This window comes from Aquimixticola soesokkakensis, assembly GCF_900172375.1.
Lineage (GTDB): Bacteria > Pseudomonadota > Alphaproteobacteria > Rhodobacterales > Rhodobacteraceae > Aquimixticola > Aquimixticola soesokkakensis.
In genome coordinates this window covers 48,597-63,243 of record NZ_FWFS01000008.1, presented here as the reverse complement: position 1 = coordinate 63,243, position 14,647 = coordinate 48,597, and the positions used below count along the sequence as shown (strand labels likewise).

Below are 14,647 nucleotides of genomic sequence, written 5' to 3'. Positions count from 1 at the left end.
ACTCAGGACGCGACGACCCTCACAACCGTGATGAGATCTCTCACGAAAGGGTCAAACCTTGTGTCGCTGCTCCCGATTCTAACGCTTTTGGCCTATTGGCTGGGCGGGGAGACCGGATTGATCGTGGCCGTTGCCACCATTCCGGCGGTGGTCACGGGGCTGCGCACCTTCGAGAAGACCCCCGTCACAGCGGAACGCGCCCGCGACGGGCTGACGAATTTGCCGCTGCGCGGCGCGGCCGTTCAGATGCTTGAACAAATCATCGAGGCCGAGGCGAAAACCGGCCGCGTGACCGCCTGCCTTGTGATCGAATTGGACGGCTTCAAACACATCTGCGACATGCACGGTCCTCAGGCGGGTGAGAAAATCATCGCCGCCGCTGCGCGCCGCCTTGAGGATGCCATGCGCGATCACGACCTTGTGGCGCGTCTGGACGGGCCGTGTTTTGCCATCGCGCTGGCACCGCTGCGCACGGCCGACCTCGAAACGCTGATCCAGATTTCCTCGCGTATTCAGGCCGCCATCGCCGAACCCTATTCGATTGATGCGACCAAAATCTATGTCAGTGCCAGTGTCGGGTTCTGCCTGCCCTCGCGTGCCCCTGCCCGCTCGGGCGCTGCATTTCTGGACGCCGCAGAACGGGCCCTTCTGGACGCGCAGGCCAATGGCGCCGGCGCCATCCGCAGCTTTACCAATGGTTCCAAAGCCCGCGATACCGAGACTTCGGAACTGGCGATGATCGTCGGAGATGCGCTGGAAAACGGCGAAATTCGCCCGTGGTTCCAGCCGCAACTATCCACAGATACCGGCAAGATTTCCGGCTTTGAAGCGCTCGCGCGCTGGGAACATCCCGAAAAGGGCCTTTTGATGCCGGGTGACTTTTTGGGGGCGATCTCGGAGGCGGGGTTGATGGAACGTCTGGGCGAGGTGATGCTCTATCATTCGCTCTGCGCCATTCAGACCTGGGATAAGGCGGGCCTTGATGTGCCCACCGTCTCGGTGAACTTCTCGAACGAGGAATTGGCCAACCCCAAATTGGTCACCAAAATCCGCTGGGAACTGGATCGCTTTGAAATCGACCCCAAACGCCTCACCATCGAGGTTCTGGAAAATGTCGTCGCAAATTCCGGCGAGGACACGATCACGCGCAATATTTGCCAATTGTCCGAACTCGGCTGCGGGATCGACCTGGACGATTTCGGCACCGGTCATGCCTCGATCGCCAATATCCGCCGCTTTGCAGTCAAGCGGATCAAGATCGACCGCTCCTATGTCACCAAATGCGATGTCGATCGCGGACAGCAGGATATGCTGGCGGCCATCTTGACCATGGCCGAACGTATTGACCTAGATACTTTGGCCGAGGGTGTTGAAACAGTCGGAGAACATTCGATGCTGTCGCAACTTGGCTGCCGCCATGTGCAAGGCTTCTCGGTATCGCGCGCCATCTGCTTTGCCGATACGTTGGAATGGATGCAAAACCATCACGAAAAACTTGCCAAAGCCCCCCGGTTGCAGCGCAAGACCGGATAGCGCAGAATCACGCTGGGCCAATTCGGGGTCGCGCCCCTTTGGCCCAGCTGCCGCACAAACCGGCACAAAAGATCACGCCCGCCGTCGCTCACGTTTCGTCATTTCCCAAGTGAAAAAGGCGAATATGCTTGACCTTTGCGGCTTTGGGCGATTGAACCTGCCCACAACAGAATGCGACTTCGGGCGGTGAAATGGACAACCAAAACAAAAATCTGATTTTGGCCGTGGTGCTCAGCGGCATCGTGCTATTGGCGTGGACCTATTTCTTTCCACCAGCCGAGCAACCCGCGATCACAGCTCCCAGCGAAGTCACGACGCAGGCGGGTGATCTGCCCACACCCAGCGCGTCGGACGCAACCACAAGCACCACAGCGCCCGAAACCCCGACGACAGCCGCCGCAGACGCCGGTCGCGTGGAGATCGATTCCGCACGGTTGATCGGGTCGATTTCCCTGCAAGGTGGCCGCGTCGATGATGTGTCCCTCAAGGATTACACCGTCTCGCTTGATAGCGACGAATTGGTGACCCTCTTGTCCCCCGTTGGCAGCGCAAATGCCTATTACACGGTCTATGGCTGGACCCCTGGCGGCGATTTGCAGGCCGCGGACGTCCCCAACAGCAACACCATCTGGTCCGTTGAAAGCGGCGAGACGCTCAGCACAGACACCCCGGTCGGCCTGGTTTGGGACAATGGCAACGGCCTTGTGTTCCACCGCGAATTCTCGATTGACGACGAATATCTTCTTACCGTCAGCCAATCGGTCGAAAACAACACCGGCGCGGCTGTCCGCCTTGCGCCCTACGGCATTATCGCCCGCCACGGCCTGCCCGACACCAAAAGCTACGCCGTCTTGCACGAGGGTCTTGTGCGTCTCGATGACGAAGAGCTTGAAGAAGTCAAATATAAGAAAATGGACAACTTTCCGGAGGCCAACGGCGTCTATACGGAAGAATATGCTGTCACGCAAAACGGTTGGACGGGCTTTACCGACAAGAACTGGATGACGACCCTGATCCCGATGCCGGGCCAGGCGTTCAAATCCATCGCGACCTTCGCCCCTGCGGCTGACCTCTATACCGCTCAAACGATTTTGCCGACGATGGACGTGGCTGCGGGCGAAACTGCCGGCGTCACGACCATGCTCTTCGCCGGTGCGAAAGAATGGGAAGCGATCAAGCATTACCAGAACGATGTCGGCATCTCGCGCTTCGTGGATTCCATCGACTGGGGCATGTTCTTCTTCTTTACCAAACCGATTTTCCGCCTGCTCCACGCGCTGAACGCGCTGATTGGCAACATGGGCTGGTCGATCATCGTGCTGACGCTGATCATCAAAGGCATCATGTTCCCGCTGGCTTATAAATCCTACGTCTCCATGGCACGGATGAAAGAGCTTCAGCCGGAAATGGAAAAGCTGAAAGAAGCCGCAGGCGACGACAAGCAAAAGATGCAACAGGGCATGATGGAGCTCTATCGCAAGAACAAGGTGAACCCCGCATCGGGCTGTTTGCCGCTGATCCTGCAGATCCCCGTGTTCTTCTCGCTCTACAAGGTGATTTTCGTCACCATCGAGCTGCGCCAAGCGCCGTGGCTTGGTTGGATTCGCGACCTGTCGGCACCCGATCCGACCTCGATCCTGAACCTCTTTGGCCTGCTGCCCTTCGCAGCGCCCGGCCCGGAGTCCATGCTGGCAATCATCTCCATCGGCATCTTGCCCATCCTCTTGGGTCTGTCGATGTGGCTGCAACAGCGCCTCAACCCCGCCCCTGCCGATCCCGCGCAACAGATGATTTTCATGTGGATGCCTTGGGTCTTTATGTTCATGCTCGGCAGCTTTGCCTCGGGTCTGGTTCTTTACTGGATCACCAACAACACCATCACCTTCACGCAGCAGTACCTGATCATGCGCAGCCACGGCCACAAACCGGACGTTCTGGGCAACATCCTGCGCACCCTGCGTCTCAAGAAAAAGGAAGCGGCGGCGAAATAATCGCCCCGCTCGCATCTGCCATGCAACTCAGCTTTCCCATCGCACAGCCCGAACCCCAAGACATCGAGACCGGTCGTCTGTTGTTTGCCGGTGAAACCGACTTCGTCAAAGGCGTGGTCGCGATGGATGGCATGCCACCGGATGACCGTCTGGAAGTCTGTTTTGCAGGGCGCTCGAATGTCGGAAAATCGACGTTGATCAACGCGCTGACAGGCCGAAAGGCCTTGGCGCGGGCGTCAAACACGCCGGGTCGTACGCAGGAAATCAACTTTTTCACCTGCGGCGAAAGTCACTACCTCGTCGATCTTCCGGGCTACGGCTATGCCAATGCGCCGGTGAAAACCGTGGAAAAATGGCAGCGCCTGCTCAAAGCCTACCTGTCGGGGCGCGCCTCTTTGCGCCGCGCTTTCGTGTTGATCGACACGCGTCACGGCGTCAAAGCGGTAGACGAAGAAATCATGTCCCTGCTCGACCGCTCTGCGGTGACCTTTCAAGTCGTGATGACCAAGGCCGATAAGGTCAAGGAATCCGAACGCGAGGCCATCCTCACGCAGGTGCGCGGCGCCATTGCCAAACATCCCGCCGCCTACCCCGAAATGATCCTGACCTCTTCTGAAAAGGGTCTGGGAATCGACGTGTTGCGCGCCGTGATCGCGACTCTCGTCTAGCCCCTTCCTGACGCGGCACGCCGTTTCGCTTGCGCCTTCAGCGTCAGCGGTGATACTTGCAGGGGAAATTCGCCCGCTGGATATCGCCGACATGAAGAAGCAAGACATGAACAGAGACTGGATCGCTACCGCCCGCACCCTCAGCCAAGCCCTGCCCTACTTGCAGCGATACGAGGGCGCGACGGTGGTGATCAAGCTGGGCGGACACGCCATGGGCTCGGATGAAGCCATGGAAAGCTTCGCGCGCGATGTCGTGCTTATGCAGCAAGTCGGCGTCAAGCCCGTGGTCGTTCACGGCGGCGGCCCGATGATCAACGATCTGCTGAAACGTCTCGACATCAAATCCGACTTCGTCAACGGCAAGCGCGTCACCGATAAGGCGACGGTCGAAGTGGTGGAAATGGTGTTGTCGGGCCTTGTGAACAAGCGCATCGTGCAGGCGATCAACGGCCAAGGCGGGCGCGCGGTCGGTATTTCCGGCAAGGACGCAAACCTCATGATCTGCGAGCAGACCGATCCCAACCTGGGGTTCGTCGGCACCCCTGTCGAAATGAACCCCGGTATCGTGCATGAACTGGGTGACGAGAACCTGATACCCGTCATTGCGCCTGTCGGCGCGGGGCGCGATGGCGAAACCTTTAACGTCAACGGTGACACGGCTGCGGGGGCGATTGCGGCCTCGCTTAAGGCGGACCGCCTGCTGTTGCTCACCGATGTGGCGGGGGTGAAAGGCGCCGAGGGCGAAGTTCTGACCTCGCTGTCGTCTGCGCAAATCCGCAAGCTCACCGAGGATGGGATCATCGCCGGCGGCATGATTCCCAAGACGGAAACGGCGCTGGATGCGATCGCCGGTGGCGTGCGGGCCGTGGTCATTCTGGACGGGCGCGCGCCCAATGCCTGCCTGCTGGAACTCTACACAGAACACGGCGCAGGCTCGTTGATCCGCGACAGCGCGCCGCGCGTTACCCCCCGCGAGGACTAACCTGTGGCGCTGCGTTTGATCCTCATGCGCCACGCCAAGTCCGCGTGGGATGATCCGCTGACCGAAGATTTCGACCGCCCGCTGAATGGGCGCGGGCGCGCCTCAAGCACCGTGATCGGGGCCTGGCTTGTGCGCCATGGCTACCTGCCCGATCAAGTGCTGTCCTCGTCGTCCAAACGCACCCGCGAAACCTGGGAGGGTCTTGGCCTGACCTGCCCGCGCGCACGCTTTACCGAGCGGCTGTATCGCGCCAGTGCCGAGGCAATCCTGGAGGAGCTGCGCGCCGCCAATGGCACAAGCGTGCTGTTGCTCGCCCATAACCCCGGAATTGCCGAATTTGCCGCGCGCTTTGCCAATCATCCGCGCGACGACACCGATTTCCGGCGCTACCCGACCACGGCGACGGCTGTGTTTGACATCGCCGCTGACAGGTGGAGCGATGTCCGCTTTGGCGTCAATAAGCTGCGGGATTTCGTCTGTCCCCAAGACCTTCTGTAACGCAAAAGGACGCCCCGTGAGGCGTCCTTTTCTTTGTCTTTTCCCGCTTGGGGTCAGTGGCCCAAAATCTGGCTCAGGAACAATTTCGTGCGCTCGGACCTGGGGTTGTTAAAGAACTCTTCGGGTTCGTTTTGCTCGACGATCTGGCCCTGATCCATGAAAATCACGCGGTCGGCGACCTGACGGGCAAAGCCCATCTCGTGGGTCACGCAGAGCATGGTCATGCCCTCTTCGGCCAGTTCCACCATCGTATCCAGCACCTCTTTGATCATCTCGGGATCAAGCGCAGAGGTCGGCTCGTCAAACAGCATGATACGGGGCCGCATGCACAGCGAGCGCGCGATGGCCACACGTTGCTGCTGGCCACCAGACAACATGCCCGGATATTTCAGTGCCTGATCGGGAATTTTCACCTTTTCAAGGAAATGCATCGCCGTGGCTTCGGCTTCCTTCTTGGGGATGCCGCGCACATGCATCGGCGCAAGCGTGCAGTTTTCCAGAATGGTGAGATGCGGGAACAGGTTGAAGTGCTGGAAACACATGCCCACTTCCGAGCGGATCTTGTCGATGTTCTTGAGATCGGAGGTCAATTCGGTGCCATCGACGATGATCTTGCCCGACTGGTGTTCTTCCAGCCGGTTGATGCAGCGGATCATGGTGGATTTGCCCGACCCCGAGGGACCGGCGATCACGATCCGCTCGCCGCGACGCACGGTCAGGTCGATGTCGCGCAGCACGTGAAAGGTGCCGTACCACTTGTTCATGTTGATGATTTCCACCGCGATTTCGTCGGAGGCGGATTTGGCGGAGGTCGGTTTTGCTTCGGTGACGACGGTCATATGCGTGTCTCCTGATTAATGGTGGTCGGTGCGGAGCTTGCGCTCCAGCCATTGCGAATATTGAGACATGCCAAAACAGCAGACCCAGAACACGAGGCCGATAAAGATGTAAAGTTCCCAGTAGATACCGATCCAGGCGGTGTTGGCGCGGATCGCCTTCGCCAGACCCAACATGTCGAAAATACCGATGAACATGACGAGCGAGGTATCCATGAACAGACCGATGAAGCTGTTCACAATGCCCGGGATCGAGATCTTCAGCGCTTGTGGCATGATGATCAGCCGCTGCGCCTGCCAGTAGGACAGACCCAAAGCGTCCGCTGCCTCATATTGCCCCTTGGGCAATGCGGCCAGACCGCCACGGATCACCTCGGCCAGATAGGCAGAGGAGAACAGCGTGACCATCACGATCACCCGCAACACGAGGTCGAATGTGACCTTGGGCGGCAGGAAGTAGTTCAACAGCAAGGAGGCCACGAAGAGCAAGGTGATCAGCGGCACGCCGCGAATGAACTCGATAAAGCCCACACAGATCATTTTCACCAACGGCAGGTTCGAAATCCGCCCCAGCGCCAGAATGATGCCGATGGGCAGCGATAGCGCGATGCCCGAGACCCCGATGATCAGGCAGATCAAAAAGCCGCCCAGTTCGCGCGAGCCAACGGAGGGCAATCCAAAGGGCAGGATGCTTTGCAAACCGCCCGCCACAGGGCCGCGCAAGAAAAGCCACCAGACCACCGCAACGGCAAGGCCGACAAGAAGCGGGATCAGGCCCTCAAGTTTGCGATCTGCAAATTTGAACGCAACGTAGCCAAGGCCAAAGCCCGCAGCGACCGACAGAACGCCCCAGATCGAGCCGCCCCAGATCAGCCAGACCATCGCGAAAGGATAGATCGCCGTCGCGATCAGCAATTTGCGCGGCAGGTTGTCGAACATGATCGGCGCAGCCGCCACGGCCAGCCAGATGAACATCAGGATCGGACGCCAGTATTCGGTCTGCGGGTAGAAACCGAACAAAAGCTGTTTCCAGCGTTCGCTCAGCACCGCGAAACAGCCCCCCGTGCGGCCATCGAGAATCTCGCGGCACTCGCGCAGGCTGTCAGCGTTCCAGACGCCGTTCACGAACCACGGAATCATCGGCACGAAGAAATGCCAGATGAACCAGATCGCCAGCAGCGTCATGATCACGTTGAACCAACTGGAAAACAGGTTTTCGCGCATCCATTTTACGGCGCCCGTTTCACGGCCCGGAGGCGCGGAGGGCGGTATCATGGTTTCACGGACGAATTGGACGGTTTCTGCGTCAAGGTTGCTCATATCAGCGCTCCTTCAGCTTCACGGACGCGTTGTAGAGGTTCATCGCGCTGGAAATGATCAACGAAATGACGAGGTAAATCGCCATCATCAGGATCACGCATTCCAATTCGCGCCCCGTCACGTTCATCGTGGTGCCCCCGATGGTGCCGCGCAAATCGACATAGCCGATGGCCAGCGCCAGAGAGGAGTTCTTGGTCAGGTTGAGGAACTGCGAAATGATCGGGGGAATGATCACGCGCAGGGCCTGCGGCAGAATCACAAGGTTCATGGTCTTGGACGGGCGCATGCCAAGGGCAAAGGCCGCTTCGGTCTGTCCTTTTGAGACCGACAAAATCCCGCCACGCACAATTTCCGCAATGAAGGCACCGGTAAACAGCGACAGGGCGAACCAGAGCGCCAGGAAGGGGTTGTTGATCTGCAAACCGCCCTGAAAGTTGAATCCGGTCAGCGCGGGCAGGCTCCAGCTGACGGGCATGCCCATCACCAAAAACACCAGCGCCGTGACACCGAACACAATTGCCAGCGCGATCCAGAAGTTGGGCAGGGTCTTGCCCGTCTCAAGAAAACGTTTTTTCGACCAGCGCACAAAGAAAATCGCGCCGATGATCGAAAGCACAAAGGCAATTGCGACCAGCCCCATGCCGGGTTCGAAAATCGGACGCGGAATATAGGTGCCGCGGTTCGTAATCGCCACCGTGTCCCAAAGTTTCATCGTCGACGTCGGATCGTCGCCGCGAAAGGCCGAGGGCGCAGGGGTCGCTTCGGTCAGCAGCGCAAAGACTGCGATGATCCACAAAAGGATCGGGATGTTGCGAAAGGCTTCGACGTAGACCGTCATCAGTTTCGCGACGATCCAGTTATTGGACAGGCGCAAGACGCCTGCTGTGATCCCGATGATCAGCGCCAGAATACAACCCAGAAAGGCCACCAACAGCGTATTCAGCAGACCGACAAAGGTCGCGCGCAGGTTGGTATCTGTCGAGGAAAACGGGATGAGAGATTCGGTGATGTCGTAATTGGCCGGATTGAGTAGAAACCCGAAGCTTACGTCCTTGCCACGGGCGGCGAGGTTGCTCATCAGGTTGCCGATCAATTCCCAAGCCATCCATCCGACGGCCAGCACAGTGAGCACCTGAATGGTGATCGCCCGGTAGCGCGTGTCGTAAATGAGCTGGCTCAGCTTGAAACCGGAGCTGTCGTCCGGATCGGTTGCAGCAGTCATAAATGTCCCCTTAGTCGTTCCCCCGATACGATCCGACCGGTCACGGGGCACGTGCCACATGTTGTTCGGGGGTTCACGGTGTCGAAAAATTGGGTCGCAGAAAGCAAAAGGGCGCGACCGGGGCCGCGCCCTTCTTAACTGGACTTAGCGGAAGGGCGGTGCGTAGAGCAGGCCGCCATCTTTCCACTGTGCGTTCAGGCCGCGCGACAGGCCGATGGGTGTATCTTCACCCACGTTGCGCTCGAACGATTCGCCGTAGTTGCCGACTTGGGTCAGGATCTGCACAACCCAGTCATTGGGCAAGCCGATCATGTCACCCAGACCGCCTTCAACACCGAGCATGCGGTTGATCTCGGGGTTGTCGGTGCCAGCCGCCATTTCGCCGACGTTTGCGGAGGTGATGCCGAGTTCTTCAGCCGCGATCATCGCGTTGAGGGTCCAGCGGGCCACATCGCCCCAAGCACCGTCATCCTGGCGCACAAGCGGGCCAAGCGGCTCTTTGGAGATGATTTCGGGCAGAACGACATAGTCGGAGGGCGTTGCAAAAGCCGAACGGGCTGCCGCAAGCGCCGAAGCGTCGGTGGTGTAAACGTCACAGGCACCGGCGAGGAATTGCGACTGCGCTTCCTCGAAAGTGGCAACGGGAACCGCCTGATAGGACATCGAGTTCGCACGGAAATAATCCGCGAGGTTCAACTCGGTGGTGGTGCCGGTTTCGATACAGACAGTCGCACCGTCAAGCTCTTTGGCCGAGGACACGCCAAGCGCCTTGGGCACGATGAAACCTTGGCCATCGTAGTAGTTCACGCCGACGAACTCGTTCTTGAGGTCAACGTCGCGCACGAAAGTCCAGGTGGTGTTACGCGCGAGCAGGTCGATCTCGCCGGTCGACAGCGAGGTGAAGCGCTGCGAGCTGTCGAGCGGGACATATTCAACCTTGGTCGCATCGCCAAACACAGCAGCGGCAACAGCGCGGCAAATGTCGACGTCAAAACCTTGATAGACACCATTGGCATCGGGAGCTGCGAAACCGGGGGTCCCGGGGTTCACGCCACACTTGAGCACACCGGCAGCTTTCACGTCATCCAGCGTCGCCGCTGCAGCAGCACCCGCGGAAAGAGCAGCAACTGTCAGAGCGCCAAGGAATACGGATTTGTTCATGTTTACCTCTTCCTGATGGTCCGCCTCAGGCCCCTTAGGCATCCTGAGCGGATTTTTTTGCCGACCCGATTTTCAGGGCCGGAACGATCGTGTGCAAATTTCTCATTCACACCGTGAGGTAAGTTTGGGCGAATTCATTCCATATCGTCAAGAGGACGATCACGATTCTGCATACATCCTGAGCAAATGCCCACGCGCTGGACGTCGCCGCCCAAGATTTGAGCAAGTGGTCAAATCAGCTCGCCATGTGGTAGAATCGATGGGCTGCGACAAAGGCCGCGCGCTTGATTTCAACGAGTTCTGCCGCTTCTTCGTCGTGGCCCCACTGTTCGATCTGGTACTCTTCATCAAGCCGCGACAGGGCCCAAAGCACCTCGATCGGGCGCGCATCTTCCGTTGCGGCAAGTCCGAGGATCAGCGATCCCGAAAGCGCCACGAGGTCATGGAACCCCGCCATTTGAAACGGGGTAAGCGCGTGAACACGCGCGCTCAGACGCGCGAGCGCCTGCGAATCCTGTGCCTGGTGCATCACGCCAGTGCGCGGATGGAGGCGCGCCTGAAAGGTCTCATGCGCCCAATCCAGCAGCGGGTCCCATGCCTCGGCCTGACGCATGACCAGTTCTTGCGGTTGCGCTGCGCGATAACACAGCAGGTCGCTGTCGCCGTAAGCGGCAAGGTTCTGCGCCACCTCTGCGTGCTGAATCGCCACTTTATCAAGCGCTGCATTGGCCCCGCGCGTGACCGGCATCGTGTTGGGATCGACGGTCTCGCCCTGTGCGTCCCATTCCTGCGCGATCGCCTCGGCCAAAGCGCGCGTGGGGACGATCAACGCGGCCTTGGCGGGGGTTTTGACCGCCCGCCCGTCCAGAAAAACAGTAAAACCGTCCGCAGCGTCTTGCACAGTTGCGGCCTTCCAAAACCGCTTGGCAGCCCAATTGCTCATGCCGAATCTCCAAAAATATCGTCGATTGCGGGTATCAACTCCGCAAACTGGCTGATCACTTTGCTCGCCTGCGTTTCGCGCAGCGCCCCCGCACCATGATAGCCCCAGCTCACGCCGATAGAGGCGACATTCGCCGCGCGCGCCATTTCGATGTCAAAGGTCGTATCCCCCACCACCAGCGCATCTTTTGCCGCGATACCAGTGTCGAGAAGACATTCCAGAACCATCGCGGGATGCGGTTTGGAGGGGTGATCATCAGCGGTTTGCGTGCTGACAAAGGCGGCAGAAAATTCCCATGCCTCCAGTAAAGCCGACAATCCCCGCCGGCTTTTGCCCGTGGCAATCGCGAGCACGATATCCTCACGCGCCATCAAGGCGTGGATTGCCGCTTGTGCGCCATCGTAAAGAGGCGAGGCCGCCGCGCCTTCCAACATCCGCACACGATAGAATTCTGCCTTATAGGCCTCGATCATGCGTGACAACGTGGCCGCATCCGCCTCTGGCGCGAGCTGCGCCATCGCGATGGGCAAGGACAGGCCGACAATCGACAACAATGTGTCGCGCGGCGGCACCGACAGCCCTGCCGCGTCGAAAGCTGCGCCAAGCGAGGTGACGATATGCGCCTGGCTGTCGATCAGCGTGCCATCGACGTCGAAAATGACAAGTTTGGTCATTTCAGCTCCGCAAAAGGATCCTCAGCCGCGAGGTCTTCGGACCAGTCGAACGTGTCCCAGCTGTGTTTCATATGTTCGGGCAAAGGGGCCGTCACTGTCAGGATTTTTTTGGTCACGGGATGTTCAAAGGTGATTGAGCGCGCATGAAGATGCAGTTTTTTGGAAATGATTCCACCAAGTTGCGCGCCCCAACCATCCCCGAGGTTTTCCTGACCCGAGCCGCCATATTTCCCGTCGCCAATAATCGGATGCCCGATCTCCGCCATATGCGCGCGCAACTGGTGCGTGCGCCCCGTGACCGGTTCCATCGCCACCCAAGAGGCCCGCGATCCAACGCGGTAGAGCGTTGCATAAAGCGTATGCGCGCGTTTCGCGCCCTCGGTGGCGTCAATGTCGCGCGGGTGAACGGCGATCATTTTTTCGCCCTCACCGCCCTTGCCACGACCGGCGGCCTTGACCAGCCCGTATTTGATTTCGCCCAGATAGGGGACGGGCACACCGGCCACCAAGGCCCAGTAGATCTTGCGGGTGTCGCGGTGACGGAAAGCGGCCGTCAATTTGGTCGCCATCGCGCCGGTGCGCGCCAGAACCAGCACGCCGGAGGTATCCTTGTCGAGGCGGTGGACAAGGCGCGGCTTGTCCTCACGATCATACATCAGCGCCGCCGCCAGCCCGTCAACGTGGCGAATCTGCCCCGATCCCCCCTGCGTCGGCAGGCCTGCGGGCTTATTGATGACGATAATATGGTCGTCTTTGAACAGCACCGTGTCCTGCATCATCCGCGTGTCGGCCTGCGAAATGCGGGTCATCACGGGCTTGGGCTTGTCGCTATCGGGCAACGGCGGCACGCGCACTGTGGCACCGGGGGCAATGCGCGAATTGGCTTTCACCCGCCCGCCATCGACGCGAATTTCGCCCTTGCGGCAGAATTTTTCGATCTGGATCTGACTGACCTGCGGAAAGCGTTTTTTGAACCAGCGGTCGAGGCGCTGCTCGGCCTCGTCTTGGCCGACGGTAACGGTCTGAACGGCGCTCATGCGAATACTCCCCGCGTGACGAAAAGCCCAAGCGCGATGCCGCCCAGAGCCAGAAAAAGAGTGCCCGCCACGTAGAGCGCGGCAAGGCCGGTGTGCCCGCGTTCAAACAACGTGATCGCATCGAGCGAGAAGGATGAATAGGTCGTAAAACCGCCCAACATGCCAGTCATCAGCAAGGGCGCAAAGCGGTTGCCGCCCTTTTCGGCCAGAACAACCACCAGCACGCCCATCAGGAACGAGCCCAGGAAGTTGACGGCGACAGTGCCCAAGGGAAAGCCCTTGCCAAAAAGGCGGGTCACGCCGAGCACGGTCACGTAGCGAAAACTTGCGCCGACTGCGCCGCCGAGGGCCACTTGGATCAAAGGTGATATCATGGGCGTTTCCTGTGGTCGCGCGCGCAGCTTGTCAACACCATCGCTCACTCCTCCTGCCGCTTGGCGCGCAGTTTGGCAAAATACTCGACCCTTTTGCCCAGATCGCGCTCGAAGCCACGCGCAACGGGCTGGTAAAACTGCGGACGTTTCATTGTATCGGGGAAATAATCCTGTCCCGAAAACCCGTCCTCGGCGTCGTGGTCATAGGCATAGCCCGCCCCAAATCCCTGTTCGGACATCAGTTTGGTGGGCGCATTCAGGATGTGCATTGGCGGCGGCTCCGAGCCGGATTTGCGCGCCGTTTCGCGGGCCGCTTTGTAGGCCACATAGCCTGCGTTGGATTTGGGCGCGAGGGCGAGGTAAATAACCGCCTGCGCCAGCGCAAGCTCCCCCTCGGGCGAACCGAGCCGCTCGAAGGTTTCCCATGCATGCAGGCAAATCGTCTGGGCCTGCGGGTCAGCGAGCGCGATATCCTCGACCGCCATGCGCAGCAAGCGACGCGCGAGATAGCGCGGGTCCTCGCCGCCCTCCAGCATCCGGCTGTACCAGTACAAGGCGGCGTCAGGGTCAGAGCCGCGCACCGATTTATGCAGCGCGGAGATGAGGTTATAATGTTCTTCACCCGACTTGTCGTATTTTGCCGCCCGCCGCATCAGGCGCTTGGTCAGCGCCTCTGTGTCGAGATCACCGCTGACCTTCCAGGCGGTAATCTGTTCGATGAGGTTGAGCAGCGTGCGCCCGTCGCCATCGGCCATTTCGAACAGGCTGGCGCGGGCCTGCACCGTCAAGGGCAAGCGACGTTCCAATTCGGCCTCGGCACGCGCCGCAAGCTTTTCAAGGTCCCCAACGTCCAGCCGCGTCAGCACCAGCACCTGCGCGCGCGACAGCACAGCGGCGTTCAATTCGAAGGAGGGGTTTTCGGTGGTCGCCCCCACCAGCAGAATTGTGCCATCCTCCATATGCGGCAGGAAACTGTCCTGCTGCGCCTTGTTGAAGCGGTGGATTTCGTCAACGAACAGCAGTGTCCCCTGCCCGTTCGTCGCCCGCAACCGCGCCGCCTCGAACACTTTGCGCAACTCCGGCACACCGGAAAAAATGGCCGAAATCTGGACGAAATGCAGGTCGGTTTCATTGGCCAGCAATCGGGCGATCGTGGTCTTGCCCACGCCCGGAGGCCCCCAGAACACCAGCGATGACAAAGACCCCGAGGCCAGCATCACCCCCAAGGGTGCGTCCTCGCCCAAAACCTGTTGCTGACCAATGACTTGCCCAAGCGTCTGGGGCCGCAAACGGTCCGCAAGCGGGCGATGCGCGGTCGTGGCAGCAGCGGGTTTGGTGTCGTCGGAAAACAGATCAGCCATGGGTCTCAACTTAGGTGAAACAGGGCTGATTTGAAAGGGATATGCGC

Annotated in this window: 14 protein-coding genes; 5 read left to right on the top strand and 9 right to left on the bottom strand. The window is 59.6% G+C overall.

The window, feature by feature from the left end; all coding sequences use genetic code 11:
- The first annotated feature begins 60 nt into the window (after positions 1–60).
- The 5 genes from AQS8620_RS11045 to AQS8620_RS11025 all read left to right on the top strand — a co-directional run bounded on the left by AQS8620_RS11045 (position 61) and on the right by AQS8620_RS11025 (position 5,672).
- Positions 61–1,533 carry a putative bifunctional diguanylate cyclase/phosphodiesterase gene (locus AQS8620_RS11045; protein ID WP_234990457.1) on the top strand — a complete coding sequence of 491 codons (1,473 nt, stop codon included), beginning with the start codon at positions 61–63 and terminating at the stop codon, positions 1,531–1,533.
- A gap of 191 nt (positions 1,534–1,724) precedes the next feature.
- Positions 1,725–3,524 carry a membrane protein insertase YidC gene (gene yidC / locus AQS8620_RS11040; RefSeq protein ID WP_085836965.1) on the top strand — a complete coding sequence of 600 codons (1,800 nt, stop codon included), beginning with the start codon at positions 1,725–1,727 and terminating at the stop codon, positions 3,522–3,524.
- Positions 3,525–3,544: 20 nt separating this feature from the next.
- A complete protein-coding gene (yihA, locus tag AQS8620_RS11035) occupies positions 3,545–4,192 on the top strand; it encodes a ribosome biogenesis GTP-binding protein YihA/YsxC (protein WP_085836964.1) in 648 nt (215 codons plus the stop codon).
- Positions 4,193–4,283: 91 nt separating this feature from the next.
- On the top strand, positions 4,284–5,174 hold the full coding sequence (gene argB / locus AQS8620_RS11030) for an acetylglutamate kinase (RefSeq protein WP_200809618.1): 891 nt from the start codon (positions 4,284–4,286) through the stop codon (positions 5,172–5,174).
- A gap of 3 nt (positions 5,175–5,177) precedes the next feature.
- Positions 5,178–5,672: a SixA phosphatase family protein gene (locus AQS8620_RS11025; RefSeq protein ID WP_234990456.1), complete on the top strand. Its 495-nt coding sequence runs from the start codon at positions 5,178–5,180 to the stop codon at positions 5,670–5,672.
- Between the two features lie 53 nt (positions 5,673–5,725).
- Here AQS8620_RS11025 and AQS8620_RS11020 read toward each other — a convergent pair whose 3' ends face one another.
- The 9 genes from AQS8620_RS11020 to AQS8620_RS10980 all read right to left on the bottom strand — a co-directional run bounded on the left by AQS8620_RS11020 (position 5,726) and on the right by AQS8620_RS10980 (position 14,600).
- Positions 5,726–6,511: an amino acid ABC transporter ATP-binding protein gene (locus AQS8620_RS11020; protein WP_085836962.1), complete on the bottom strand. Its 786-nt coding sequence runs from the start codon at positions 6,509–6,511 to the stop codon at positions 5,726–5,728.
- A 15-nt stretch (positions 6,512–6,526) separates the two neighbouring features.
- Positions 6,527–7,828: an amino acid ABC transporter permease gene (locus AQS8620_RS11015; protein ID WP_085836961.1), complete on the bottom strand. Its 1,302-nt coding sequence runs from the start codon at positions 7,826–7,828 to the stop codon at positions 6,527–6,529.
- 1 nt (position 7,829) lies between these two features.
- Positions 7,830–9,050, bottom strand: a complete 1,221-nt coding sequence (locus AQS8620_RS11010; RefSeq protein ID WP_085836960.1) for an amino acid ABC transporter permease — start codon at positions 9,048–9,050, stop codon at positions 7,830–7,832.
- A 144-nt stretch (positions 9,051–9,194) separates the two neighbouring features.
- Complete coding sequence (locus AQS8620_RS11005) at positions 9,195–10,211, bottom strand: amino acid ABC transporter substrate-binding protein (protein ID WP_085836959.1); 1,017 nt, start codon at positions 10,209–10,211, stop codon at positions 9,195–9,197.
- 235 nt (positions 10,212–10,446) lie between these two features.
- Complete coding sequence (locus AQS8620_RS11000; protein ID WP_085836958.1) at positions 10,447–11,154, bottom strand: ATP12 family chaperone protein; 708 nt, start codon at positions 11,152–11,154, stop codon at positions 10,447–10,449.
- Positions 11,151–11,828, bottom strand: coding sequence for an HAD-IA family hydrolase (locus AQS8620_RS10995; protein ID WP_085836957.1), 678 nt, complete (start codon positions 11,826–11,828; stop codon positions 11,151–11,153). Before AQS8620_RS10995 ends, AQS8620_RS11000 begins: the two co-directional genes overlap by 4 nt.
- The gene (locus AQS8620_RS10990) at positions 11,825–12,865 is read right to left on the bottom strand and encodes an RluA family pseudouridine synthase (protein WP_085836956.1); all 1,041 of its coding nucleotides are present in this window, start codon (positions 12,863–12,865) and stop codon (positions 11,825–11,827) included. Before AQS8620_RS10990 ends, AQS8620_RS10995 begins: the two co-directional genes overlap by 4 nt.
- Positions 12,862–13,239 carry a fluoride efflux transporter CrcB gene (gene crcB / locus AQS8620_RS10985; protein WP_085837111.1) on the bottom strand — a complete coding sequence of 126 codons (378 nt, stop codon included), beginning with the start codon at positions 13,237–13,239 and terminating at the stop codon, positions 12,862–12,864. Before crcB ends, AQS8620_RS10990 begins: the two co-directional genes overlap by 4 nt.
- Positions 13,240–13,283: 44 nt before the next feature.
- Positions 13,284–14,600 carry a replication-associated recombination protein A gene (locus AQS8620_RS10980; RefSeq protein WP_085836955.1) on the bottom strand — a complete coding sequence of 439 codons (1,317 nt, stop codon included), beginning with the start codon at positions 14,598–14,600 and terminating at the stop codon, positions 13,284–13,286.
- Between the last annotated feature and the right edge of the window lie 47 nt (positions 14,601–14,647).

What these genes read in the sequence shown, in the direction of transcription:
- yidC (WP_085836965.1), top strand. Translation starts at nt 1,725, where the DNA reads ATGGACAACCAAAACAAAAATCTGATTTTGGCCGTGGTGCTCAGCGGC.
- yihA (WP_085836964.1), top strand. Translation starts at nt 3,545, where the DNA reads ATGCAACTCAGCTTTCCCATCGCACAGCCCGAACCCCAAGACATCGAG.
- argB (WP_200809618.1), top strand. Translation starts at nt 4,284, where the DNA reads ATGAAGAAGCAAGACATGAACAGAGACTGGATCGCTACCGCCCGCACC.
- AQS8620_RS11020 (WP_085836962.1), bottom strand. Translation starts at nt 6,511, where the DNA reads ATGACCGTCGTCACCGAAGCAAAACCGACCTCCGCCAAATCCGCCTCC.
- AQS8620_RS11015 (WP_085836961.1), bottom strand. Translation starts at nt 7,828, where the DNA reads ATGAGCAACCTTGACGCAGAAACCGTCCAATTCGTCCGTGAAACCATG.
- AQS8620_RS11010 (WP_085836960.1), bottom strand. Translation starts at nt 9,050, where the DNA reads ATGACTGCTGCAACCGATCCGGACGACAGCTCCGGTTTCAAGCTGAGC.
- AQS8620_RS11005 (WP_085836959.1), bottom strand. Translation starts at nt 10,211, where the DNA reads ATGAACAAATCCGTATTCCTTGGCGCTCTGACAGTTGCTGCTCTTTCC.
- AQS8620_RS11000 (WP_085836958.1), bottom strand. Translation starts at nt 11,154, where the DNA reads ATGAGCAATTGGGCTGCCAAGCGGTTTTGGAAGGCCGCAACTGTGCAA.
- AQS8620_RS10995 (WP_085836957.1), bottom strand. Translation starts at nt 11,828, where the DNA reads ATGACCAAACTTGTCATTTTCGACGTCGATGGCACGCTGATCGACAGC.
- AQS8620_RS10990 (WP_085836956.1), bottom strand. Translation starts at nt 12,865, where the DNA reads ATGAGCGCCGTTCAGACCGTTACCGTCGGCCAAGACGAGGCCGAGCAG.
- crcB (WP_085837111.1), bottom strand. Translation starts at nt 13,239, where the DNA reads ATGATATCACCTTTGATCCAAGTGGCCCTCGGCGGCGCAGTCGGCGCA.
- AQS8620_RS10980 (WP_085836955.1), bottom strand. Translation starts at nt 14,600, where the DNA reads ATGGCTGATCTGTTTTCCGACGACACCAAACCCGCTGCTGCCACGACC.